The following is a 23,160-nucleotide window of genomic DNA, read 5'->3' as shown; positions in this document are numbered from 1 at the left end:
ACAACTAAATGAGAGGGATGTATGCTTTTTGTTATCAAATGATAACTAAAGGAGATAAGCCATGAATGTACTCATTATTTATACTCACCCCCATCACAATAGTTTAAATGGTGCTTTTTTTAAAGAAATCCTAAAGGGCAGTGAAGAAAATCCAAACGTTCAAGAAGTGAGAATCATAGATTTATACCAAGACAAATTTGATCCTGTACTTATTTTTAATGAAGAGAAAAAAAGACGTGATATGCATAAGGACCCTGAGATTCAAGAATATCAAGAGAAAATCAAATGGGCAGACAACATCGTGTTTGTTTATCCGATTTGGTGGGGGCGGCCGCCAGCCATGCTGCTTGGTTTTATTGATCGCATGTTTGCAGCGAATTTTGCTTACCGTCAAACAGGCGGGCTGCTTCCAGAAGGCTTGTTAAAAGGAAAGAGGGCTGTATGTGTATCGACAATGCAAGGACCGACCCACTACCCTTTCTTCTTTTTGCAGAATGCCCACAAGGTGTTAATGAAACGAGCTCTTTTGCAATATGTCGGGATTAAACCGGTGAAGTTCTTTGAATTTGGCATGATGGAAAGTCCAAAAGGGAAGCATGACGTGAAATTAAAACGGATATACAACTATTTTCGGAATATCAGCTCATAAAACCACATTCCTTGAGTCACTTTTCTTCTAATTTGAACCTGTTATGTCTTAAAATGACAGAGAGAGTGAGTAACTCATTCTCTTTATTTGAAAAGGGGGATATGGATGAAGAAAACATTGTTTAAAGATGCGGCTCTTATCACACTTGATCCATCTTTAGGTTTTCTGGAGAAGGGAGATCTATTAATTGAAGGGGCACATATTTTAGAAGTCGGACCTTCGATTGAAGTAAGTGGTGCTGATGTTGTTGATGCGTCTGACATGGTCATCATGCCAGGGCTTGTGGATACCCATCGTCATGTGTGGCAGTCTGTCATACGGGGAATCGGAACAGATTGGTCTTTGCAAACGTATTTGAGCAAAATTTATTATGGCAACTATGGGGCGATGAGACGTCCATCAGATGATCGAATTGCTAATTATTTAGGCGCATTAGAGGCATTAGATGCAGGAGTAACCACGTTTTTCGACTGGACGATGATCAATTCTATGGATCATACAGAAGAACTCATTGGAGGTTTAAAAGATGCGGGTATTCGAGCGGTCTTTGGTTTTGGTACCTCTGGAGATGCAGCGTATTGGGACAGAGAGAGTACGCTCACGAATATGGAAGACGCAGCCCGCGTGAAACAAAAACATTTTCAATCATCGGATCAGCTGTTGACGATGGGACTTGCCATTCGTGGACCTGAATTTTCTTCATGGGAGACGACCGTCTTTGAAATTGAAACAGCGAGATCACTAGATGCATTATGCAGTATGCACATTGGCTTTGGAAATTGGGGAGCAGCGGATCGATCGATTGAGCGGCTTCATCAAGCAGGGCTGCTCGGGCCTGATTTGAATATGGTGCATATCAATGCAATTGATGCAGATCAAATGAAGATGTTAGCTGACAGCGGAAGCTCCATCTCTATTACACCTGAGATTGAAATGATGATGGGACACGGATATCCTGTCACAGGGCTCGCCATTGAAAATGGCGTTCTGCCAACGCTTGGTGTAGATGTGGTGACAGCGACAGGCGGAGATTTATTTACTCAAATGAAATTCGGACTACAGGCGGAGCGGGCGATTCAAAATCAATCTTTATTGATGGAAGGGACGATGCCAGGACCTGAACTTGGATTGTCTGCACAGCAAATGCTTGAAGCAGCCACTATAAACGGGGCTCGTGCCTTGAAGCTTGATGACAAAATCGGCTCACTCACACCGGGAAAAGAAGCTGATTTTATCTTAATTGATCGGACAAGCATGAATCTTCTTCCGATGACAGATCCAGCTGGGGCAGTTGTGCAAACGGCACACCCTTCAAATGTTGATTCTGTCTATGTCGCTGGAAAAGCAGTGAAACAAAATGGGAAGCTAGTTGGAGTGAACGTAGAAGAGATCAAACAAAAAGCTTATGCGGCAAGAGATCATATTTTATCGCATCAGTTTGAATCAACGACATCATAAACAAACAATCCCCATAGGCAGCTGCCTATGGGGATGAGATTACAAGGATTCTTTAATGACTTTTTTGTAATACTGGACAGATAGGAATCCGAAGATAGAATATAGCACCGTATAAATCGACATGACGATGAGCATTGGTGTCCACAGTTCACCGCCGAAGAAAAACCAGCCTGACTGTACTGCAAAGTAGCTGTGAAGCAACCCGACAACGAGCGGAATCCCAAAGTTAAATAGCTGTTTGAGCCGAATACCTTTTAATAGATCCTTCTCAGTAAAACCAAGCTTACGCAAGATCGTGTAAGAGCTTTGTTCTTCTTCACTTTCATTCATTTGCTTAAAGTATAAAATACAGCCTGATGTGACAAGGAAGCTGAGACCTAAAAATCCGACTATAAACATCATCAGTCCGATGGTTTGTTTTTGTTGCTGAGTGGTAGCCAATTGAGACATGCTGTTGTCACCTAGTTTTAAAGAGGTAAACACATCATTCGCTTGTTCAAGGTTTTGATCATCTTTTATATTGACTGCGTGATATTGATTATTCTCAATCTGAAGTTTAGGATCTTTCTGCTGGTCAAGCTGCTCAAAGACACTTTGACTGACGACAGCAACAGGTAGACCACCAAACGTAAAGTTGTAAGAAATTAGGTAATCTTTCTTCATATCAATGACCTTTAAATCAAGGGGTTTCTTAATAAGTAGTTTCACATCACCTGAACTTTGAATCGGCATGAATTTCTTCAATAAATCACTGTAGCCGCTTAAGGTGACTTCGTTGCTTTTCACATGAATATTTGGTGTGTTTTTCTCACTGATCACAGGTAGAGTTAAGACGCCTGGATCATTATTCATATTTTTAATCTCTGAATCCATGATCTTTTTTGCGTCAAACTTCGCTTGAATGACCTTGAACTGCTTTGTTTCATACGCAATATGTTTGTCAGAAAGTGCACGAGTGAAGGTATCGGTATCTTTCTCAGAACTCATGACGAAATGTGATGGGATCTGTTGTTCAGCGGTTTTTTCTGCTGAGTAATAGGAAATGTAGCTTAAAGATAACAACCCGATAGCAAGCGCAGATACCGTTGTAATAATCGTTAAAAGCAGTGCGTTTGATTTTAACCGGAACATAATAGATGACAGAGACAGGACTTCATGAATGGCGAGATAGCCATTTTTTCGTTTGCGTACGATATTGGCAATGAACGAAACAGAGCCTTTATAGAAAAGATAGGTACCGATAATGACAGAGGCTAGAATATAAATCATCGCTAAAAGTAACGCAAGCATGGACGTATATGTGCCGGTAAAAAGCTGAGAAGAAATATAATAGCCTGAGCTGATGAATGCAATGCCTAGAACCCCAATGATGATTTCAAACACAGAGATTTTTTTCACACGCTGTTCTGTAGAAGACGTGGTTCTAAATAAAGATAAAATCGTCTGTCTATTAATAAACCATCGATTTCTTAACATAATTAATCCATAGATGACGAAAAAGACGATCAGTGTCTGCAAAAGGGCCATGCCTGAAAAATGCAGGTTGGCGATGGCGTTCACGCCGGTTACTTTAAATAGCACCATCAGCATGAGTTTTGAACCGATAAATCCAGCTATGATACCAATAGCCATGGAGACCACGTATAGGATAAAGTTTTCTGCATTGAGTAGTTTGGCAATTTTTTGTTTCGTCATGCCAATGAGCTGCAGGAGACCTATTTCTCTCCCTCTTCGTTTAATAAAAATGCTGTTCGCATATAACAGGAAGATTCCAACAATGGCAATGAGTAGTACTGAAGCGGCTTTAATCGACGCACCGCCCTTAATGGACCCCTTTACATCATCAAGTGCTGGTGAATACTGCAAGGTGACAAAGGAAAAATAGAGCGCCACACTAAATACAAGTGCAAACACGTATAAATAGTAATTTTTTAAGTTTTTCTTCAGATTGCGGAAGACGAGCTGATTAATGTTCATGCTTCACACCGCCTAAAACACCTTGCGTTTTCATAATATCCTCGAAAAACATCTTTCTCTCTAGTGCGCCTTTATTCAATTGTGTATAGATCTGTCCATCTTTGATAAAAATCACTCGTCTTGAATAACTGGCTGCAACAGGGTCATGCGTCACCATGACAATGGTTGCTTTGCGCTTGTGATTGAATTCTTGCAGCTTGTTCAGTAAGTCAGACGCAGATTTGGAATCAAGTGCTCCGGTTGGTTCATCAGCAAAAATAAGGCTTGGTTCATGAATAAAGGCACGTACCGCAGATGTCCGTTGCTTTTGTCCACCAGACAGTTCATTTGGATATTTGTCTCTTAGTTCATAAATCCCCATATCCTCTGCAAGCTGTTGAAAGCGTTCAAAAGCTTCTTTTTTAGGCGTTTTGGAGATGGATAATGGCAAGAGGATGTTCTCTTTAACCGTGAGTGTATCAAGTAAGTTATAATCCTGAAAAACAAAGCCAAGCTGTTTCTTTCTAAATTCAGCGAGTTGCTGATCTTTCATTTGCGTCATTTCTGCATCTGCGATCCGAATCGATCCGCTGGACACATGATCAATCGATGACAATACGTTCAAAAGGGTCGTTTTCCCCGAGCCTGATGGCCCCATGATGCTGACAAATTCTCCAGCTTCTATCGTCAAATCAATGCCTTTCAGCACCTCTTGTTTATTGAATTTATTTCCATATCTTTTATATAATTTGCGAGCTTCTAAAATGTTCATCTGTCGAACCCCTTTTTTATTTAATTGATATCTCTAGTATAAAAAGAAGCCGATCAGACTTCCTGCGATTTGGCGAACAAAACAGACGAGCATGTGACATTGTTGTCACATGCTCGCAATATGCACAAAATCATTCTTTTTCGGAAAGATAAAGGTGAAAGTTGTCCCTTGATCTAATGTGGAGTTGACCTCGATCGTGATATGAAGAGCGTCAGCTCCCTTTTTTGTTAAATAGAGCCCCATGCCTGTGGAGGCCGTGTCATTGTGATGTCTTGTGGAGGTAAAGCCTTTTTCAAAAATACGGGACACGTCTCTTGGGTCAATTCCTCTGCCTTGATCTGTGATGGTGAGCACCACTTGTTCGTTCATTTGTTTGCTTTCGATGATAATGTCAGATGATTGGCTGTACTTGACGGCGTTTGTCAGCACTTGTCTGATCATAAAGGATAACCATTTTGTATCACTTAATACATCTCGCTCTTCTAATAAAAGGTCAAAGCCAATTCCTTTTTGCATACACCACGATTGGAGCGCTTTGATTTCTTTCGTTAGCATGTTTTGGAGATCCAGTTTTTCAATAAATAAATCATTTTCAATATGTTGGATCCTGCTTTGATGCAGCTGTGCATCAAGGAGTAAATGTATTCTAAGCCATTCATATGTCATATTTGATTTGAGCGGCTGTTCTGTTATGCGGTCAATCATTAAGTGCATCGCCGTGAGCGGCGTTTTCACCTCATGTATCCATGAGAGCAGTTCATCTTTTTCTTCTTCCAGCGCAGTCTTTTGTTTAGCCGTCATCTGGCGGTATCGGTCAATTTGCTCTGACGTTGCCTCCTGTACAATTTGTTCAAAGGGGGAAGAGGGTTTGAGACGTATTTGATGGTCTATGTTTTCATCCCATTCTTTCAGTTGCATGTAATAAGCAGTTTCTTTCCGGTAACGAAAAAAAAGAAAAACAATGAAGAGTAATGTAGACAAAAGCACGATATAAAAAAGAGAAGCGAGTGGAATCGTTGTATCCAAATATGCAACAAAGAGAATGAGAAGCTGCAAACTAAGAAAGAACAAGATCCAGCTTCGTCGTTCTTTTAGAAATGCTTGCAGCATCATTGATCATCCTTTTCCTTTGCAAGATAACCTTGACCCACCTTTGTTTCAATGAAGGCGCCAAGGGAGATTTCGTCTAGTTTTTTTCTAAGGCGGTTGACGTTTACAGTGAGTGTATTGTCACTCACGAATCGTTCATCGTCCCATAAAGCTTGGATGAGAGATTCCCTTTTGACGATATGATTTTTATGCTGAATCAATTCTTTGAGAATAAAAAACTCATTTTTTGTTAATTCAACCTCACCGTTTTCATTTGTCACTGTATTATTTTCGAGGTCAAGGGTAGCGCCGCACCAGACTTTTAAGTTGGCTGGTTCCGCATTATAATCATGGACTCGGCGAAGAACAGCACTTACTTTGGCGATGAGAACGTCAAAGTGAAAGGGCTTTTGTACAAAATCATCAGCTCCAAGCTGCATCGACATGACCATATCAGCAGGATGATCACGAGAGGAAAGAAAGATGATGGGCACATTAGAATGATGCCGAATCATCCGGCACCAATGAAAGCCATCGTACTTTGGCAGCTGAATATCAATAATGACTAAATCAGGCTGGATGGAAGTGAACTCCTGCATGACCTGTTGAAAATTGTTGATCCCATACACATCATAAGACCAGTTGACTAAACGTTCTTTGATTTCTTGGAAGAGGGTTGTATCATCCTCAATCAGCAAAATTTTAAACAAAACGAGCACCACACTTTTTGAATTACTTGTACATCATTGTAGCGGAAAACAGGCACTCCCGCTAGAAGCAGACAGCAAAAAAGCAAGGGAAGAGATCCCTTGCTTCGGTTTATTTACCTAAAAAGTGCTTTTTAAAGAATGATAATTGATATTCAAGTGTGAGTGGGTCATTAAAGTAAAACTCTTCCGCATTTGCTTCATACACACGATGTTTTTTCACAGCAGGAATAGACTTATAGATTTCACTGTTTTGATAGGAATTGTCCATCTCGCTGTTTTTGCTAATGATCATATAGTCTCCGGCAAATTCAGGGATGACCTCTTGTGATACCGCATAATAGCCAGCTTTTAATGCTTTTTCTTTTACTTTTTCCGGCATTTTTAGTTTCATTGCTTGGTAGAGGATTTCTGTTCCGCGTCCCCATGCATCTCCAAAGACGTAAAGATCTTTTGTGCCGCTTTCAAAGACAGATACGGTTGCATCTTCACCGATTTTTGCTTTGATTTCTTTGCCAGCTTCAGCTGCACGCTGTTTGAAATCCTTGACCCATGCTTTTGCTTCTTTTTCTTTGTTTAAGACTTTTCCAATTTCAATATGCTGCTGAAGGTAATCGACTTTGTTATACGTGAATAAAACGGTAGGGGCGATTTTTTTCAGTTTTTCTACATTTTTTGCACCGCTTAAACCGATGATGACATCAGGCTTTAGCTTCATGATTTTTTCTACATTTTCATCGGATACTTCTTCCACATTTTTTAATTTCTTTTTGAAACGTGGATTCTTTTTTGACCAAGAGTCAACGCCCACAAGGTTCACACCAAGTGACAAGACATTTCCTGTATAAGAGGCGAGAACAACAACACGTTTTGGATTTGCTGGCAGCTTCACAGGTCCATTTTCAGATTGATATGTAATCGTGTCCGATGACGTTGATTGCTTTCCTTTATTTGAGGAAGAGTTGCTGCTATTGCCACATGCGCTCAACGCAAGTACGAAGATGAGCATCAGAGGGAACAATATTTTCTTCATGAATGTAAACTCCTTTGAAATCGGCACATCAGCCGTGTATTTGGTTGTATGAGTGATAATGATAATTATTATCACTAAGATATCATACCATAGAAGTGAGGTTTGTTGTCAATGATATTTTAGCAGTGGATAGAGGAATTCTGATAAAAAGAAAAAAAGATCAAGGCAGTGTCTGACCTGATCTTTTTTCTTATTTAAACCAGCCTTTTTCTTTGGAACGAGTGATGGCTTCAATTCGGTTTTTGACTTCTAGTTTATCTAAAATAACGGATATGTAGTTTCGGACAGTGCCGCTTTTAATGCTGAGTTCCTTGGCGATTTCTTTTGTGTTTTTTCCGTCCGCGACGAGTTCTAGAACCGACTTTTCTCGTTCAGTTAAAGGATTTTCGTCGCTGTACAAGTCTTCCATTAATTCAGGGGCGTACACCTTTTTCCCTTTCATCACGCTGCGGATGGCACTTGCCAAATCCTCGCTTGGGCTGTCTTTCAGCATATAGCCGCTAACGCCAGCTTTCAGCGCTCTTTGAAAATAGCCGGAACGGGCAAAGGTTGTTAAAATGATGATCTTCACATCAGACTTTTTGAGTTCTTCAGCGGCGTCGAGCCCAGATTTCCCGGGCATTTCAATATCCATTAAACAAATATCGACCGGGTGTTTTTGAGCAAAATCAATCGCGTCCTGGCCGTTAGTGCCTTTTCCAACAACCGTCATATCGTCTTCTAAATCAAGAAGCGATCCAAGAGCACCGAGCAGCATTTGCTGATCCTCTGCGATAAAGATGTTAATCATTTTATTTCCTCCTTATCTTTCGCTGCTGAATCATTTGGAATACTCATGATCAGCTTCGTCCCGTCTTTTGTTTCAATGTGTAGGCGTCCATTTGCAAATTCCAATCTTTCTCTAATCCCTAAAAGGCCATGTCCCTTCGTTTGAGAGGATGGATCACCGCCTTTAAATGTGCCGTTATCCTCAACTGTAATGACAACTTCCTTTGACTTTTGATGAATGGTGATTTGACAGACAGTGGCGTCGCTATGTTTGACGACATTCGTTACGGCTTCTTTGATGCACATGCTCACAATGTTTTCGTTCAGAAGAGAGATGTGTTTCGGCGCTTCCTTTTCATCATAAATCATGTCAATATCGGCGGCTTCAAGGATTTGCTTGATGTTCAATATTTCATCTTTGATCCGAATACCTTTCATGGAAGAAACAATTTTCCACACTTCATTTAGAGACGTTCTAGCTGTCTGCTGAACACTCTTTAGTTCGGCACGAGCCTGTTCAGGATCTTTATACACGAGCTTACGGGCAAGGTCACTCTTTAAACCAATAAGAGAGAGTTTTTGTCCAAGTGTATCATGCAGGTCACGAGCAATGCGCTGTCTTTCTTCAAGTTTGACAAGATCGGCGATCCGTTCATTGGCATTTTCTAATTTCTCTTCAAGGCGTTCACGTTCTTTTCGGCTTCGAATGCTGAGAGGGAGCAGAATGGCACTAATAAGTGTGATCACAACAAACGGAATTTGTGTGAGAAACCATCCCTTTTTTAAAATCAAGCTAAAGTTCACTGCTACGGCGGCGCTCCCTAGATGAATATAGTATAAGATATAAAAAGGGACTTTTCTTTTGATATGCCCGTTGAAATAGGCGATACAAAAAGCAAAATAAATGTAGCTGTAGAGCATCACATAGCCTGTAGAAATCGCAATCAATAAAAGACCGAAGACATATAAAGACCAGCCTTTTGCGACAAAGGCAAAACGATACACTCCGAAAAAAACCACGTTCAAAATAATGCCAATGACAATACCTAAAGTCGTAGGCGTCTTTAAGATAAAATAGAAGGGCAGGATGAAAAAAATGGCCCATATATAGGGGGAAATCCCATGCAATTTTTGAATTTTAAACTGTTTTTTCATCCGTGTGCCACCTTTTCCGTTTTTCGTTCTTTTCCTTACTTTATCAAATTCAACTTACGGTTGCATCCTGTAAATGGCAACAAGCTCCTTCTAGAGTAAGAAAGAGCTTGCACCAATTATGCATTTTTCTTCAGAATGTCTCCTTTAATGACAGGTGCGGGCATCTTCTTAGATTGCCGTGCTTCTTTAAAGGTAACGAATGCTTTCGTTTCTTCATCCCAAAGTCTAAATTTCATTGATTCGATACTTGTTTTTAAAGTGATGGTTGGAACATTTTGAAGCGGCTCACTATGATCATGTGCATGCTCCAAGTGATAATTCGGTACCCTCGGACTTAAATGATGAACATGGTGATAGCCGATATTGCCTGTTAACCATTGAAGAAGCTTTGGTAATTTGTAAAAAGAACTGCCTTCTACTGCCGCCTGCACATAATTCCAATGTTCATCTGCTTCAAAGTAAGAATCTTCAAATGTATGCTGCACATAAAACAGCCATACGCCGATTGATCCTGAGATCAGGAAGATTGGACCTTGGACAAGCAGGAACTCCTGCCAGCCAAAAAGAAGACACGTTGCAGTTGCTAGTGCAATGATGCTCACGTTTGTGAAATACGTGTTCCAGCGCTCTTTTTTACGAGCATTTTTGACGTTGAAACGGTTTTTTAAGAGAAAAACAAAGATCGGTCCTAAAATAAACATCACAAAAGGATTACGGTAAAATCTGTAGCGAAATTTCGTCCAAGCTGATGCTTCTTGATATTCTTTGACTGTCAGGAGCCAAATGTCGCCAGTACCTCGTTTGTCTAGATTACTGCTTGTGGCATGGTGAATTGAATGATCTCTTTGCCATTGAAGATAAGGGAAAAGGGTGAGTACGCCCGTTACAAAACCGAACAGGTGATTCAGCGGCTTCTGTTTAAAAAAGGATTGATGGCAGCAGTCGTGAAAAATAATAAAGACACGTACTAAAAAACCAGCTGCAATCACCGCAAAGAAGAGGGTTAAAAGGTAGGAGATGTTCAGGCTATAATAGGCAAGAAACCAAAGCCCCAAAAATGGAATGAATGTATTAAAGAGTTGAATGATACTTTTTTTCGAATTAGCACCAGAGAATTGGCCAACTTGTTTTCTTAAAGTGGCTTGCTGCTGTGTGTTTGTTGAAGTCGTCATGAACGTTCAAGTCCTTTCCGTTTCTTTCTACTTCAAAGTATAGAAGGAAAGGTGTCATGCTCATAGTAGCACCCATCATGTATTCAATATGACATTTGTCATGTTGGACGCGGGAAAGGCTGATGGTTCAAGGGTTGTAAGCTTATTTTATTTTAAATAAAAAAAGTAAAGGCGCTTAGCCTTCACTTTTTATGCACGTGCTTCATGAACTTTTAACTGCTTGCCTTTAATCGTTGTGTGGCGCATGGCGTTCAGCACAAGAGGGCCTTTGCCGTTTAAAATATCGACGTATGTTTTCGTATCTTGAATGGTAATAATCCCAATGTCATCAAAGGCAACGCCTTCTATTTTGGCAATGGTCCCAACGAAATCAACAGCCCGCAGCTTCTTTTTCTTCCCGCCGTTAAAATAAAGCTTCATAATATCTTTCTCTATGCCGGCCTGCTTATTTTCCTTTTGAATCGGTGTTTCAATTTTTTCTTCAAAGCTTGCCACATGCTGTTCTGCTTCTTCTTTTGTAGGATAAGGCTGAATTTGAAAATGAATGTCAGCTTCCTCTTTTAATTCTTCAATGAGCGGTTGCCCGTGCCTTGTCATAAACGCAATCGTTTTTCCGCTTTTACCCGCTCTGCCAGTTCTTCCGGTCCGATGAATATAGCGTTCTTTTTCATATGGCAAGTCGTAATGAATGACATGTGTCATATCACTGACATCAATTCCTCGGGCTGCAATATCTGTTGCGATCAAATAACGGAATTCCCCGTTTTTGAATTCATCCATGACAGCAAAGCGGTCTTCCTGCCTCATCCCGCCATGAATCTTATCGCAAGGAACATCCCACTCATCCAGCTTCATCGTCAGCTCATTCACTCGCTCCTGCGTATTGCAAAAAATAATACAGCTATCTGGATTTTCAATGACAATCGTTCGTTGAAGTAATGAAAACTTGCCTTCTTCCTCGGTTTCAATCAAGGTGTGGGTGATATGCTGCTTCGTCGTTTCCTCCCGAGCAATCTCTATCACTTTTGGCGATTGTAAAAACTGCTCACTCAAATCCTTCATTTCATCAGACATCGTCGCTGAAAATAACATCGACATCCGCTTTGGCGGCAGATGCTGAATAATAGAAGAGACTTGATCAATAAATCCCATGTTCAGCATTTCGTCTGCTTCATCTAACACGAAAAATGACAGATTGTCTAAAGAAAGTGTCCCTTTTTCAAGATGATCCAATATTCGTCCTGGCGTTCCGCACACAATGTGGTTCTTTTGTGCAAGCTCTATTTTTTGTGCTTGAAATGGAGCTTTTCCATAAATGGCGGCCGCTTTGATTCGTTTAAATCGTCCGAGGCTGGTCAGATCCTGTTTGACCTGCATGGCAAGTTCTCTTGTTGGGACGAGGATGAGGGCTTGAGGTTTATTCTCAGCCCAATCCACCATTTCACAAATTGGCAGACCGTAGGCTGCTGTTTTGCCACTGCCTGTCTGAGATTTGACAATGAGGTCCTGCTTTGAAAAAGCAACGGATAATGTCTCGTGCTGGACGGGTGTAGGTGTATGGAAATGAAGCGCTTCTAGCGCTTGTTTCAATTCATCGCTTAATGGATATTGATCAAAATGTTGTAATGGCATCGTGTTCTCCTTTTCGTACATGTATACTTGTGACATCATACCATATCTTTTCAAAGACACCATGACCTTGAATGAAAAAGCATGAAAAAAAGCCCCGTAAAGGAGCTTTCAGCGTGTAGACAAACCCTCGCATTCGGTGTCAGATTTGCGCTCCGGTACTCACTCTTCCTAGACTTCAAAGGTTTTCTATCACGCTGAAAAGAAAACAAAAGCCCCTTAAAGGAGCTTTTTGATTAAAGGAATCTGCGTTTTACTTTTTCCCAATAGGAGTTATCTTTTAATTTGACCGTTTTGATCACTTTACCAGAAAGGCCAATATCAATTTGTTTGACATGTTTTGTACCTAGCGCTTCGTTATCAAGACCGATAATCGGATGGTCGTTACCGTCCTGAACAATCTTTAGTGTCAGCTTGCGGTCACTGCTTAAAATGAAAGGAGCTCCAAGTGTACGGTATGAGTTGTTATTCAGCGATGCTAGCTCGGTTACTTGCATACACGGAAGCATCGGATCCACCACGGCGCCGTTGACAGATTTATTGTAGGCCGTTGAACCGGTTGGAGTGGAAATAATCATCCCGTCGCCTCTAAAGGTTTCAAAATGGAAATCATCTATATACACATCGATGACAAATGTTTTAATGATGCTAGAGCGGATCGACAGTTCGTTTAAGCAATGGAACTGGTTTGTACTGTCAACGCTTACATCGATGATCGGATATTTTCTCACTTCAATTTGTTCAGTGTTCATGGCATCAATCATTTTATCAAAATGTTCTAACGAAAAATCGCAGTATAGGTGCGAATTCTCTGTTTTTGATACCCCTACATACAAGCAGTCATCCCGGAAGTTCGTTTTGCGAACCGCTTGAAGAAATGTACCATCTCCACCAATTGAAGCAATGATATGGGCATCTTCTGCACGCTTTACGACGTGAAAGCCTTGATCGGTAGCGAGCTTCTCCAGAGAAGAAATGTGTTCATCCAATTCATGATCTTTTTTGTAAAAGAAAAATACATTGCGACGATTGTCTGTCATTGACGTTCTCCCCTTTGTTGTCAAAAATAGATTTCGAGTAGTAAAGGGCTTACATAGAAAACCCTTGCTCACATTTTACACTTTTTTCATATGAAAGTAAAAATATTAGAAAGACGCTTCATCATGATAGAGGCTTCCATTTGAGAAATGAGTCATTGTAAGTGATTAGACAACGCTGACTTTGAGCATAATTTAATAGCTCATTTTGGAGGATAGAGAGGTCTGGGCGTTTCGTTGTGGAGATGATCTGATCAATTAGATGTAGGGAGAGGATAAAATAACCAATTTTTCGTCATGATGAGCAAATGATAGAAGATGTAAAGTTGATCGTCATTTCACATCGGTGCTATCATATGTTGAAATGAAATGTAAAAAAACCACAGTTCCTGTGAAACATTTCATGTGTGTATTCGTATGAACGAAGTGAGACAAAAAGGAGGAGAAAGAAATGAATGCGAAAAGATGGGTAGCCTTAATCATTGCACTTGGTGTTTTCGGCTTTTCGATTGTGATTAGTATCACGACGGCCTTGTATGAAAGCTTCAATGATAATAAGATGAGCTATCAATTCGGGGACGAAATCGAAGAAAAGGTACTAGAAGATGGAAGCGGTGCGAGTAAAATTGCTGTACTTGAGATTAATGGTACGATTCAAGATAACGGCGGTGCATCCAGCCTTCTAGGCGGGGAAGCATATGATCATCGTGCGTTCTTAAAAGAATTAGATAAAGCAAAAGACGATGCGTCTGTGAAAGGTGTCTTGCTGCGCGTCAACTCTCCTGGCGGCGGTGTCTATGAAAGTGCTGAAATACATAAAAAATTAGAAGAAGTAAAGAAAGCGAAGAAGCCAATTTATGTTTCTATGGGTTCAATGGCGGCTTCTGGCGGCTATTATGTATCCACTCCAGCGAAAAAAATCTTTGCTTCACCTGAAACGTTAACAGGCTCTCTCGGGGTCATCATGCAAAGTTTGAATTATGCAAAGCTGGCAGATAATTTAGGCATCAAATATGAAACCATTAAAAGTGGAAAATTCAAAGACATCATGTCCCCAAATCGTGATATGACAAAAGATGAGCGAGACATCATGCAAAGCATGGTTGACAACTCTTATGAAGGCTTTGTGAAAGTCATCTCAGAAGGACGTGGTATGTCTAAGCAGGACGTCAAGAAAATTGCTGACGGCCGAATCTATGACGGAACACAGGCGAAATCGAACGGATTAGTGGATGAGCTTGGGTACTATGAAGATGCTCTAAAAGCAATGAAGAAAAATGAAAAAGGCCTAAAAGGAGCGACAGTGATCAGCTATTCACAAAGCTTTGGCTGGAACTCTCTTTTCAATATGAGTGCAAGTAAGCTCTTTAAAAGCGAAATTGATTTTCTGAACTTAAAAGAAACACTGGCTGGCTCAAATGGGTCTAAACCGATGTATCTCTATTCAAAATAAAGGAGGGATCATAGATGGATTCTACATTCGATGAAGTAACGGAAAGTCGCAGCCAAGAGGGAGAATCAAGGCCGACTCTTGCGAAGCGCACTTCAATTGAAGCGCAGGCTTTTGCAGGTTTCTGGATTAGATTTTGGGCATTTATCCTAGATTGGCTCGTCGTATGGGGTGTTAACCATTTGACGGTTTCTCCAATCTTTAGTCTCTTTGGCTGGTCAAAAGGTGGAGGCTGGTTTTCCCCATTTTCCGTCACAACGACAATTGTTTTTCTGCTTTATTTTGCGATCATGACGAAGATTTTCCAACAAACACTTGGAAAGATGGTGTTTGGAATCAAAGTCGTCTCACTTCAGCCGGAGAAGAAGCTGCCATGGGATGTCATTTTCTTTAGAGAAATTGTGGGGCGATATATTAATACGCTTTTTGTTCTCTATGCTGTGGTTGGGTTCACGCCGAAAAAGCAAGGGGTTCATGACTACTTTGCAGATACGGTGGTTGTTCATGAACATTTATATGAAAAAACAGAATCAAACGCATAATCAAAGAGAGTTTGGCCGAGTACCGGTCAAACTCTTTTTTTTGGTGATTGGGTATAAAATCCAGAAGGAGAGCCATAATCGTAGTGGAAGCATCATTTGTTATGGAGGAAGTGAGCACAGTGCTGTACGTTTGGATCGCAGCTTTTTTGTTCCTTGTGATCTTATTGATCTTTATGAAAGTGACCATTTCACTGGACTATTCACATGCAAATGACAATGACCATATTGCGGTGAAGATCATCACGTTATATGGAATCGTCAGACTGAAGAAAGACATTCCGATGGTGAAAGTGAATACGGAAGATCAAACGATTGATATTCGTGAAAAGAAAATGGCCAGCACCAAAACGCCTAATCAAGAAAAAGAAACCATGCATAAAAAAGTGGGAAAACGTGATGTAAAGGAAATCCTTCATCAAATGGAGCGTATTACAAAAGAAATTGTCGATCTAAACCGGATCATGCGAACGTTTTTCATTCATATAAAAATCGTCTCATTTCACTGGTCCACATGGATTGGTTTTCATGACGCAGCTTTAACAGGTGTAGCAGCCGGTGGTGTGTGGTCAGTCAAAGGAGCACTTCTTGCCTTTATGCAGGAGCATCTCACCTTTAAGCACAAACCCGTCTATGAAGTGATTCCCGCTTTTCAGCACAATGTGTCACAGACACACTTTGCATGTATAGCTTATTTTCGGATTGGACATGCTATGCTTGCAGCCATTCGATTACTTGTCCATTGGTTAAAAGGGAGAAAGGCGAGAAAAAATGCCTCTCTTCAAGCAACGAAGAATGAATCATCTGTTTAAGGAGGAACCCGAAAATGGCAGATCATCCAATCCAAGGTCTGATGAAGACAGCGATGGAAAACTTAAAAGAAATGATTGATGTGAACACGATCATCGGCGATCCAGTCGAAACCCCTGACGGCAGTGTCATTCTCACTGTGTCAAAGGTTGGTTTTGGATTTGCAGCCGGCGGCAGTGAATTCAACGGTAACCAAAAGAAAGAAAAACGGTCTGATGAACAAGAACGAAAAGAACCGAGACTCCCATTTGGAGGCGGAAGCGGCGGGGGAGTATCGATTACACCAATCGCCTTTTTAATTGTGGGAACAAATGGCGTACGAATGCTTCATTTGGATGAACACACACATCTGCTCGATAAAATATTGGATTCTGCTCCTCAAGCAATTGAACGTCTTCAGCACATGTTTAAGAAGGATGAACGGGAGCATCGTCACAAAGAACGAAAACTAGACGACATAGACCTTTAAAAAGTTAGCTGCCCTGCAGTTAACTTTTTTTTCAAAATGGACGATTAGGCTTTGCAGTTTTTTGCTTTCTCTACTATGATAGAACCATACATTTGATAAGGGAGGAATTGTTTTGGCATCGATCACATTTAAAGGGAGCCCAGTAACGCTTGTAGGAAATGAAGTGAAAGTAGGCGAGCAGGCTCCAGATTTCACGGTATTAACGAACTCACTAGGGGAAGTTTCACTTTCTGATTTAACAGGAAAAGTGACGATTATCTCAGTGATTCCTTCTATTGATACAGGTGTGTGTGACGCACAAACAAGACGTTTCAATGAAGAGGCAGCCGGTTTAGGTCCGGTCAATATCTATACCATTAGTGCAGACCTACCATTTGCACAAGCACGCTGGTGCGGAGCAAACGGAATTGAAAATGTCGAAACATTATCTGATCATAGAGATATGTCATTTGGTGAAGCGTTTGGTTTATATATGAAAGAATTGCGTTTATTGGCGCGTGCGGTCTTCGTATTAGACCCAAGCGGAAAAGTGGTTTACACTGAGTACGTAAGCGAAGCAACCAATCATCCAAATTATGAAAAAGCCATTGAGGCTGCGAAATCACTGTTATAAAAGCAGCATCGACAAGAGCTCCGGCTTCATACTGGGGCTCTTTTCAATGAGAACATATAGCTTTTAACAAAGCGAGGAGAGAAAAGCATTGCAGAAAGATCAAGTGAGTACGATTTTTGAGCTGCTCGATACAGCTTCAATTCGTTTAAAAAAGGAACAGAACATTTCCTATATTGAAGCATTGGCAGAAGCAGGAGAAGCCTTTTTCCAGGCAAATGATCGAAACGGTTTACTAAAAGATTTAATAGAGAAAGCAGATTTCGCCTCTTATGATCATGAGCAGATTCGTAAAGCGTTTCAGCTCGCCGTATTAAAAGGACAAAAGGATATTTCACATCCAAACCGGCAGATGACACCTGATACAATTGGTCTGTTTGTCAGCTATTTGGTCAATAAATTTTTAGAAGGACAAAAAGAGCTGGTTGTCTTTGATCCAGCAGCGGGAACAGGGAATTTACTGCTTGCGGTCCTCAACAATGTAACAGCAGAAACAACACGCGGTTTTGCCTCTGAAATTGATGACGTGCTCATTAAAATTGCGTGGGCACAAGCGAACTTAGAAGAAAAAGAAGTAGAGCTTTTCCACCAAGACAGCCTTGAGCCGCTTCTTATCTCACCAGCAGATGTTGCTGTATGTAGTCTTCCTGTCGGGTTTTATCCAAATGATGAGCGAGCTAAAGACTATGAATTAAAGGCAAAAGAAGGTCATTCCTTTGCGCATTATTTATTCATTGAGCAAAGTCTTCGTTATACGAAAGAAGGTGGCTTCTTATTCTTCATCATTCCAAACGATTTGTTTGAAGGAAAAGAAAGCGTACAATTAAAGGAGTTCATCAAAGAACATGCATATATGAATGCGTTAATTCAGCTGCCAGTCTCTATGTTCAAAGACAAAAAGCATGCCAAAAGCTTATTTGTGATGCAAAAGAAAAAAGAGGGGCTCGAAGCACCGAAACGTATGCTATTTGCCAATCTGCCATCTTTCTCACAGAAGGAAGCAATGGTTGGCGTCATGAGAAAATTAGACCAATGGTTTATAGAAGAAAAAGAAACGAAAGAATAGCCAGAGTGATGTCTGGCTATTTTATTATTCAGAAAATAACGACTTATTGATGTAAGCGGTAACAGTTCGAAGGTGTACTTGAAATGCAAAGTTTTCAATGTTTAAATGAAAAAGTCAGATATTTTTCGGACTTATCGTTAAACTATAAAAGACCCGTTCAAACAGGTTGAATATAGCACCGAAAAAACGTGAAACCTTATATAACAACTGAGTAAAAGGAGCGACAGTAATGTCCAAAATTATTGCAATCAACGCAGGAAGCTCATCTCTTAAATTCCAATTGTTCGACATGCCAGAAGAAACCGTTTTAACAAAAGGTCTTGTTGAAAGAATCGGAATGGACAACAGTATCTTCACGATTTCTGTAGATGGAGAAAAGAAAACAGAAGTCACAGATATTCCAGATCATGCAGTAGCGGTTAAAATGCTGCTTGAAAAACTAATTGAATTTAACATCATCAAAGACTTTAATGAAATTGATGGCGTAGGACACCGCGTCGTTCACGGCGGAGAAAAATTCAGCGATTCTGTTGTTTTAACAGATGAAGTCATCAAAGACATTGATCAGCTTTCAGAGCTTGCACCACTTCACAACCCTGCAAACGTTGTAGGAATCAAAGCATTCAAACAAATTCTGCCTGACGTACCAGCGATTGCTGTGTTCGATACAGCGTTCCACCAAACAATGCCAGAGCAGTCTTACCTATACAGCCTTCCGTACGACTACTACAAAAACTTTGGTATTCGTAAATACGGATTCCACGGGACAAGCCATAAGTTCGTAACAGAGCGTGCAGCAGAGCTATTAGGCCGTCCTCTTGAAGAGCTTCGTTTGATTTCTTGCCACCTTGGAAATGGTGCAAGTATCGCAGCAGTTGAAGGCGGAAAATCAATCGATACGTCAATGGGCTTCACACCACTTGCGGGTGTTGCAATGGGAACACGTTCAGGTAACATTGACCCTGCCCTTATTCCATTTATTATGGAGAAAACAGGACATACAGCGGAAGAAGTACTTTCTACTTTGAATAAGAAGAGTGGTCTTTTAGGTGTGTCTGGTCTTTCAAGTGACCTTCGTGATATCGAAGAAGCGACAGAAGAAGGAAACGACCGTGCTGAAGTAGCACTAGATATTTTTGCAAGCCGTATTCATAAATACATCGGTTCTTATGCAGCGAGAATGAATGGTGTAGATGCCATCATCTTCACAGCTGGAATCGGTGAAAACAGCTCAGAAGTGAGAGCACGTGTACTTCGTGGTCTAGAATTCATGGGCGTATATTGGGATCCATCTCTTAACAACATGAGAGGCGAAGAAGCATTCATCAGCTACCCTCACTCTCCTGTAAAAGTCATCGTGATTCCAACGAACGAAGAAGTCATGATTGCAAGAGACGTTATGCGTTTAGCGTAACATCCTTTTGAAGCTCTTTTCCTCAGCGGAAAAGGGCTTTTTTCTATTGAAATCAGCATGCTATAATGTGAGGCAATATGAAAGGAGCGGTGTGAAGATATGAGCGTCGAAGAACATAAACGCGAAGCGAAAACGAGGCTTCATGTAAAAGTCATTACCGTCAGTGATACAAGGACAAAAGAAACAGATAAAAGCGGCCGTCTGATGATTGATTTGCTCAAAGAACAAGGGCACCTAATTCTTGCATACGATATTGTGAAAGATCACATTGGAGCGATTCAAGATGCCGTTTTAGAAGGAACAAGTGAAGCGAAGATTGATGCCGTCTTGTTAAACGGGGGAACTGGTATTGCAGCAAGGGACGTTACGATTGAATCCATTACACCTCTTTTCTCAAAAGAGCTGCCGGGCTTTGGAGAAATTTTTCGCATGCTGAGCTATACAGAAGATATTGGATCAGCCGCTATCTTATCTAGAGCGACGGCAGGGGTGATTAACCAAAAAGCCGTTTTTGCCACACCAGGCTCTACCGGAGCAGTTCGGTTAGCCATGACCAAACTCATTATTCCAGAGCTTCCTCATGTCTTGCGAGAGCTTGAAAAAGATCAAAAATAGCCCAAAATGACTCTGCCAAGAAAATTTGGCAGAGTTTTTTTCATAAAGGGGTTGAAAAAACAATTTTTCCTTGTTACAGTGTATACATACTAAATGCATGTTTATAAATTAAAACTTATTTTTATGCAAAAAACATTCACAGAATCAAAACAAGCGAGAGGAGCTTTTCAAACATGTCACAAAATAAAAAAGTCGTATTAGCATATTCCGGAGGTCTTGATACCTCTGTTGCAGTTAAATGGTTACAGGAGCAAGGTTATGAAGTTGTTGCTTGCTGCCTGGACGTAGGTGAAGGAAAAGATTTAGCATTCGTTCAACAAAAAGCACTTCAAGTCGGAGCTGTTCAATCTTACATGATCGACGCAAAAGAAGAGTTTGCTGAAGAATTTGCACTTGCTGCACTGCAAGCCCACACGATGTATGAAGGGAAATACCCACTCGTGTCTGCACTATCTCGTCCGCTCATTGCCAAAAAGTTAGTGGAAGTCGCAGAGAAAGAAAATGCCGTAGCCGTTGCACACGGATGTACAGGTAAAGGAAACGACCAAGTTCGTTTTGAAGTATCAATCAAAGCATTGAATCCAGACTTAGAAGTTCTTGCACCAGTGCGTGAATGGAAATGGTCTCGTGATGAAGAAATCGACTATGCACAAAAGCACGGGATTCCAATTCCGATTAACTTAGACAGCCCATATTCAATTGACCAAAACCTTTGGGGCAGAAGTAACGAATGTGGTATTTTAGAAGATCCTTGGGCAGCGCCGCCAGAAGGTGCTTATGATCTGACAAATCCACTTGAAAAAACACCAGACACACCTGAAATCATTGAAATCACGTTTGAAAAAGGAAAACCAACAGCTATTGACGGAATCCAGTATTCATTATCTGATCTCATCCTTCATTTAAATGAAGTTGCTGGCCAGCATGGTGTAGGCAGAATCGATCATGTTGAAAACCGTCTTGTTGGAATCAAATCTCGTGAAGTGTATGAGTGCCCAGGTGCAGTTACATTGTTAAAAGCACACAAAGAACTTGAAGACTTAACGCTTGTCAAAGAAGTAGCACACTTTAAGCCAATCGTTGAACAAAAAATGGCTGAATTAATATACAACGGCTTATGGTTCTCACCACTTAAAGGAGCACTAGATGCATTCTTACAAGAAACGCAAAAGAACGTAACAGGTGTTGTACGTGTGAAACTATTTAAAGGCCATGCTATTGTAGAAGGACGTAAATCACCATATTCACTTTATGATGAAAATCTAGCAACTTATACAAAAGCAGATGAATTCGATCATGATGCAGCTGTAGGATTTATTAACCTTTGGGGTTTACCAACAAAAGTAAACAGCATCGTGAACAAAAAGGAGCAGGTTAAAGCATGAAAAAGCTTTGGGGAGGCCGATTTCAAAAAACACCAGAAAAATGGGTTGATGAGTTTGGTGCATCCATTCATTTCGACAAACAATTAGTCAAAGAAGATCTGACCGGCTCCCTTGCCCATGCAAGTATGCTGAATAAATGCGGTATCATCGGCGATGAGGAGGCCGCTGCGATCAAAGACGGACTGAATACGCTCATGAAAAAGGCAGAGGCGGATGAACTCGATTTCTCAGTAGATTATGAGGACATTCATTTAAACCTTGAAAAAATGCTCATTGATGAGATCGGTCCGCTTGGCGGCAAATTGCACACAGCGAGAAGCCGGAATGATCAGGTTGCCACTGATATGCATTTATATTTGAATAACCAAGTAGAGCATATCATTGAACTGATCTCTTCCTTTCAAACAGTGCTTGTAGAAAAAGCTGAACAGCACGTTGAAACGATTTTTCCAGGATATACGCACTTACAGCGTGCACAGCCTATCTCCTTTGCTCATCATATGCTCGCCTACTTTTGGATGCTTGAGCGGGACAAAGCGCGTTTTCAAGATTCATTGAAGCGGATTAATGTGTCACCACTTGGATGCGGGGCGTTAGCAGGAACGACATTCCCGATTGATCGTGAATATACAGCAGAGCTTCTTGGCTTTGACCATATTTACGAGAACAGCCTTGATGGTGTGAGTGATCGTGATTTCATTTTAGAGTTCTTGTCTAATAGCAGTCTTGTGATGATGCACCTCTCACGTCTTTGTGAGGAAATCATTTTATGGTGTTCTCAAGAATTCAAATTCATTGAGCTCGATGACACGTACGCAACAGGCAGCAGCATGATGCCGCAAAAGAAAAACCCGGATATGGCTGAATTGATCCGCGGAAAAACAGGGCGGGTATATGGCAACCTGATGGGGCTGCTCACCATTATGAAAGGCTTGCCGCTTACGTATAACAAAGATTTGCAAGAAGATAAAGAAGGCATGTTTGATACGGTGAAAACGATCGCTGGCAGCCTGCAAATCTTCACAGGCATGATTCAAACAATGACAGTGAACGAAGATGTCATGAAAAAAGCAACAAAAGAAGATTTCTCAAATGCGACCGAAGTGGCAGACTACCTTGCGAAAAAAGGTATGCCATTCCGTGAAGCACACGAAATCGTTGGGAAGCTTGTGTATACATGCATTCAAAAAGGCATCTACTTAAGTGACCTTCCATTTGAAACATTTACAGAAGCAAGCGGCCTCTTTGAACAAGACATTTACACTGTTCTTGATCCGTATGTTGCTGTTGAAAAAAGAACTAGTGCAGGTGGAACTGGATTCAAACAAATTCAGCTCGCGTTAGAAAAAGCAAAAGCCTGCCTAGCATAATTCGCCA

Annotated in this window: 22 protein-coding genes; 12 read left to right on the top strand and 10 right to left on the bottom strand. The window is 40.9% G+C overall.

What is annotated here, in order from left to right; genetic code table 11:
- Nucleotides 1-61: 61 nt before the first annotated feature.
- Nucleotides 62-649: an NAD(P)H-dependent oxidoreductase gene (locus MHI20_RS07200; protein WP_017358293.1), complete on the top strand. Its 588-nt coding sequence runs from the start codon at nt 62-64 to the stop codon at nt 647-649.
- 105 nt (nt 650-754) lie between these two features.
- Nucleotides 755-2,107 carry an amidohydrolase family protein gene (locus tag MHI20_RS07195; RefSeq protein ID WP_274660682.1) on the top strand — a complete coding sequence of 451 codons (1,353 nt, stop codon included), beginning with the start codon at nt 755-757 and terminating at the stop codon, nt 2,105-2,107.
- A 39-nt stretch (nt 2,108-2,146) separates the two neighbouring features.
- Here MHI20_RS07195 and MHI20_RS07190 read toward each other — a convergent pair whose 3' ends face one another.
- The 10 genes from MHI20_RS07190 to MHI20_RS07145 all read right to left on the bottom strand — a co-directional run bounded on the left by MHI20_RS07190 (nt 2,147) and on the right by MHI20_RS07145 (nt 13,428).
- On the bottom strand, nt 2,147-4,084 hold the full coding sequence (locus MHI20_RS07190; RefSeq protein WP_340937357.1) for an ABC transporter permease: 1,938 nt from the start codon (nt 4,082-4,084) through the stop codon (nt 2,147-2,149).
- Nucleotides 4,074-4,835, bottom strand: coding sequence for an ABC transporter ATP-binding protein (locus MHI20_RS07185; RefSeq protein WP_340937356.1), 762 nt, complete (start codon nt 4,833-4,835; stop codon nt 4,074-4,076). The genes MHI20_RS07190 and MHI20_RS07185 overlap by 11 nt, the downstream gene beginning before the upstream one ends.
- A gap of 105 nt (nt 4,836-4,940) precedes the next feature.
- Nucleotides 4,941-5,945, bottom strand: a complete 1,005-nt coding sequence (locus MHI20_RS07180) for a sensor histidine kinase (protein ID WP_058337290.1) — start codon at nt 5,943-5,945, stop codon at nt 4,941-4,943.
- Entirely contained in the window at nt 5,945-6,634 is a 690-nt protein-coding gene (locus MHI20_RS07175) for a response regulator transcription factor (protein WP_047945292.1), read from the bottom strand. The genes MHI20_RS07180 and MHI20_RS07175 overlap by 1 nt, the downstream gene beginning before the upstream one ends.
- A gap of 109 nt (nt 6,635-6,743) precedes the next feature.
- Nucleotides 6,744-7,664, bottom strand: a complete 921-nt coding sequence (locus MHI20_RS07170) for an iron-hydroxamate ABC transporter substrate-binding protein (RefSeq protein ID WP_025207786.1) — start codon at nt 7,662-7,664, stop codon at nt 6,744-6,746.
- A gap of 190 nt (nt 7,665-7,854) precedes the next feature.
- Nucleotides 7,855-8,454, bottom strand: a complete 600-nt coding sequence (locus tag MHI20_RS07165; protein WP_007501749.1) for a response regulator transcription factor — start codon at nt 8,452-8,454, stop codon at nt 7,855-7,857.
- Nucleotides 8,451-9,587 carry a sensor histidine kinase gene (locus tag MHI20_RS07160; RefSeq protein ID WP_340937355.1) on the bottom strand — a complete coding sequence of 379 codons (1,137 nt, stop codon included), beginning with the start codon at nt 9,585-9,587 and terminating at the stop codon, nt 8,451-8,453. The genes MHI20_RS07165 and MHI20_RS07160 overlap by 4 nt, the downstream gene beginning before the upstream one ends.
- A gap of 116 nt (nt 9,588-9,703) precedes the next feature.
- A complete protein-coding gene (locus MHI20_RS07155; RefSeq protein ID WP_007501745.1) occupies nt 9,704-10,759 on the bottom strand; it encodes a fatty acid desaturase in 1,056 nt (351 codons plus the stop codon).
- A gap of 189 nt (nt 10,760-10,948) precedes the next feature.
- Nucleotides 10,949-12,391 (bottom strand): DEAD/DEAH box helicase, encoded by a 1,443-nt coding sequence (locus MHI20_RS07150; RefSeq protein ID WP_340937354.1) that lies wholly within the window; start codon nt 12,389-12,391, stop codon nt 10,949-10,951.
- Between the two features lie 233 nt (nt 12,392-12,624).
- A complete protein-coding gene (locus MHI20_RS07145; RefSeq protein WP_340937353.1) occupies nt 12,625-13,428 on the bottom strand; it encodes an NAD kinase in 804 nt (267 codons plus the stop codon).
- 448 nt (nt 13,429-13,876) lie between these two features.
- Between MHI20_RS07145 and sppA the strand changes: the two genes are divergently transcribed.
- The 10 genes from sppA (at nt 13,877) to argH (ending at nt 23,153) form a co-directional block, all read left to right on the top strand.
- On the top strand, nt 13,877-14,878 hold the full coding sequence (sppA, locus tag MHI20_RS07140) for a signal peptide peptidase SppA (protein ID WP_024718673.1): 1,002 nt from the start codon (nt 13,877-13,879) through the stop codon (nt 14,876-14,878).
- Nucleotides 14,879-14,892: 14 nt separating this feature from the next.
- Nucleotides 14,893-15,417, top strand: a complete 525-nt coding sequence (locus tag MHI20_RS07135; protein WP_008343136.1) for an RDD family protein — start codon at nt 14,893-14,895, stop codon at nt 15,415-15,417.
- A 101-nt stretch (nt 15,418-15,518) separates the two neighbouring features.
- Nucleotides 15,519-16,226, top strand: coding sequence for a DUF2953 domain-containing protein (locus MHI20_RS07130; RefSeq protein ID WP_041506808.1), 708 nt, complete (start codon nt 15,519-15,521; stop codon nt 16,224-16,226).
- 14 nt (nt 16,227-16,240) lie between these two features.
- Nucleotides 16,241-16,693 (top strand): GerW family sporulation protein, encoded by a 453-nt coding sequence (gene ytfJ / locus MHI20_RS07125; protein WP_007501733.1) that lies wholly within the window; start codon nt 16,241-16,243, stop codon nt 16,691-16,693.
- A gap of 112 nt (nt 16,694-16,805) precedes the next feature.
- Complete coding sequence (tpx, locus tag MHI20_RS07120) at nt 16,806-17,306, top strand: thiol peroxidase (protein WP_007501731.1); 501 nt, start codon at nt 16,806-16,808, stop codon at nt 17,304-17,306.
- Between the two features lie 88 nt (nt 17,307-17,394).
- The gene (locus MHI20_RS07115) at nt 17,395-18,369 is read left to right on the top strand and encodes a class I SAM-dependent methyltransferase (protein ID WP_163116448.1); all 975 of its coding nucleotides are present in this window, start codon (nt 17,395-17,397) and stop codon (nt 18,367-18,369) included.
- Between the two features lie 229 nt (nt 18,370-18,598).
- Nucleotides 18,599-19,783: an acetate kinase gene (locus MHI20_RS07110; RefSeq protein WP_024718669.1), complete on the top strand. Its 1,185-nt coding sequence runs from the start codon at nt 18,599-18,601 to the stop codon at nt 19,781-19,783.
- 99 nt (nt 19,784-19,882) lie between these two features.
- The gene (locus tag MHI20_RS07105; protein ID WP_024718668.1) at nt 19,883-20,398 is read left to right on the top strand and encodes a MogA/MoaB family molybdenum cofactor biosynthesis protein; all 516 of its coding nucleotides are present in this window, start codon (nt 19,883-19,885) and stop codon (nt 20,396-20,398) included.
- A 173-nt stretch (nt 20,399-20,571) separates the two neighbouring features.
- Nucleotides 20,572-21,783, top strand: a complete 1,212-nt coding sequence (locus MHI20_RS07100; protein WP_017358278.1) for an argininosuccinate synthase — start codon at nt 20,572-20,574, stop codon at nt 21,781-21,783.
- A complete protein-coding gene (argH, locus tag MHI20_RS07095) occupies nt 21,780-23,153 on the top strand; it encodes an argininosuccinate lyase (RefSeq protein WP_008343150.1) in 1,374 nt (457 codons plus the stop codon). The genes MHI20_RS07100 and argH overlap by 4 nt, the downstream gene beginning before the upstream one ends.
- Nucleotides 23,154-23,160 lie beyond the last annotated feature (7 nt).

Source organism: Bacillus sp. FSL K6-1106, assembly GCF_038005245.1.
Classification (GTDB): Bacteria; Bacillota; Bacilli; order Bacillales; family Bacillaceae; genus Bacillus; species Bacillus altitudinis.
Note: the sequence above shows the minus strand (reverse complement) of the source record. Positions and strands in the feature narration are given on the sequence as shown.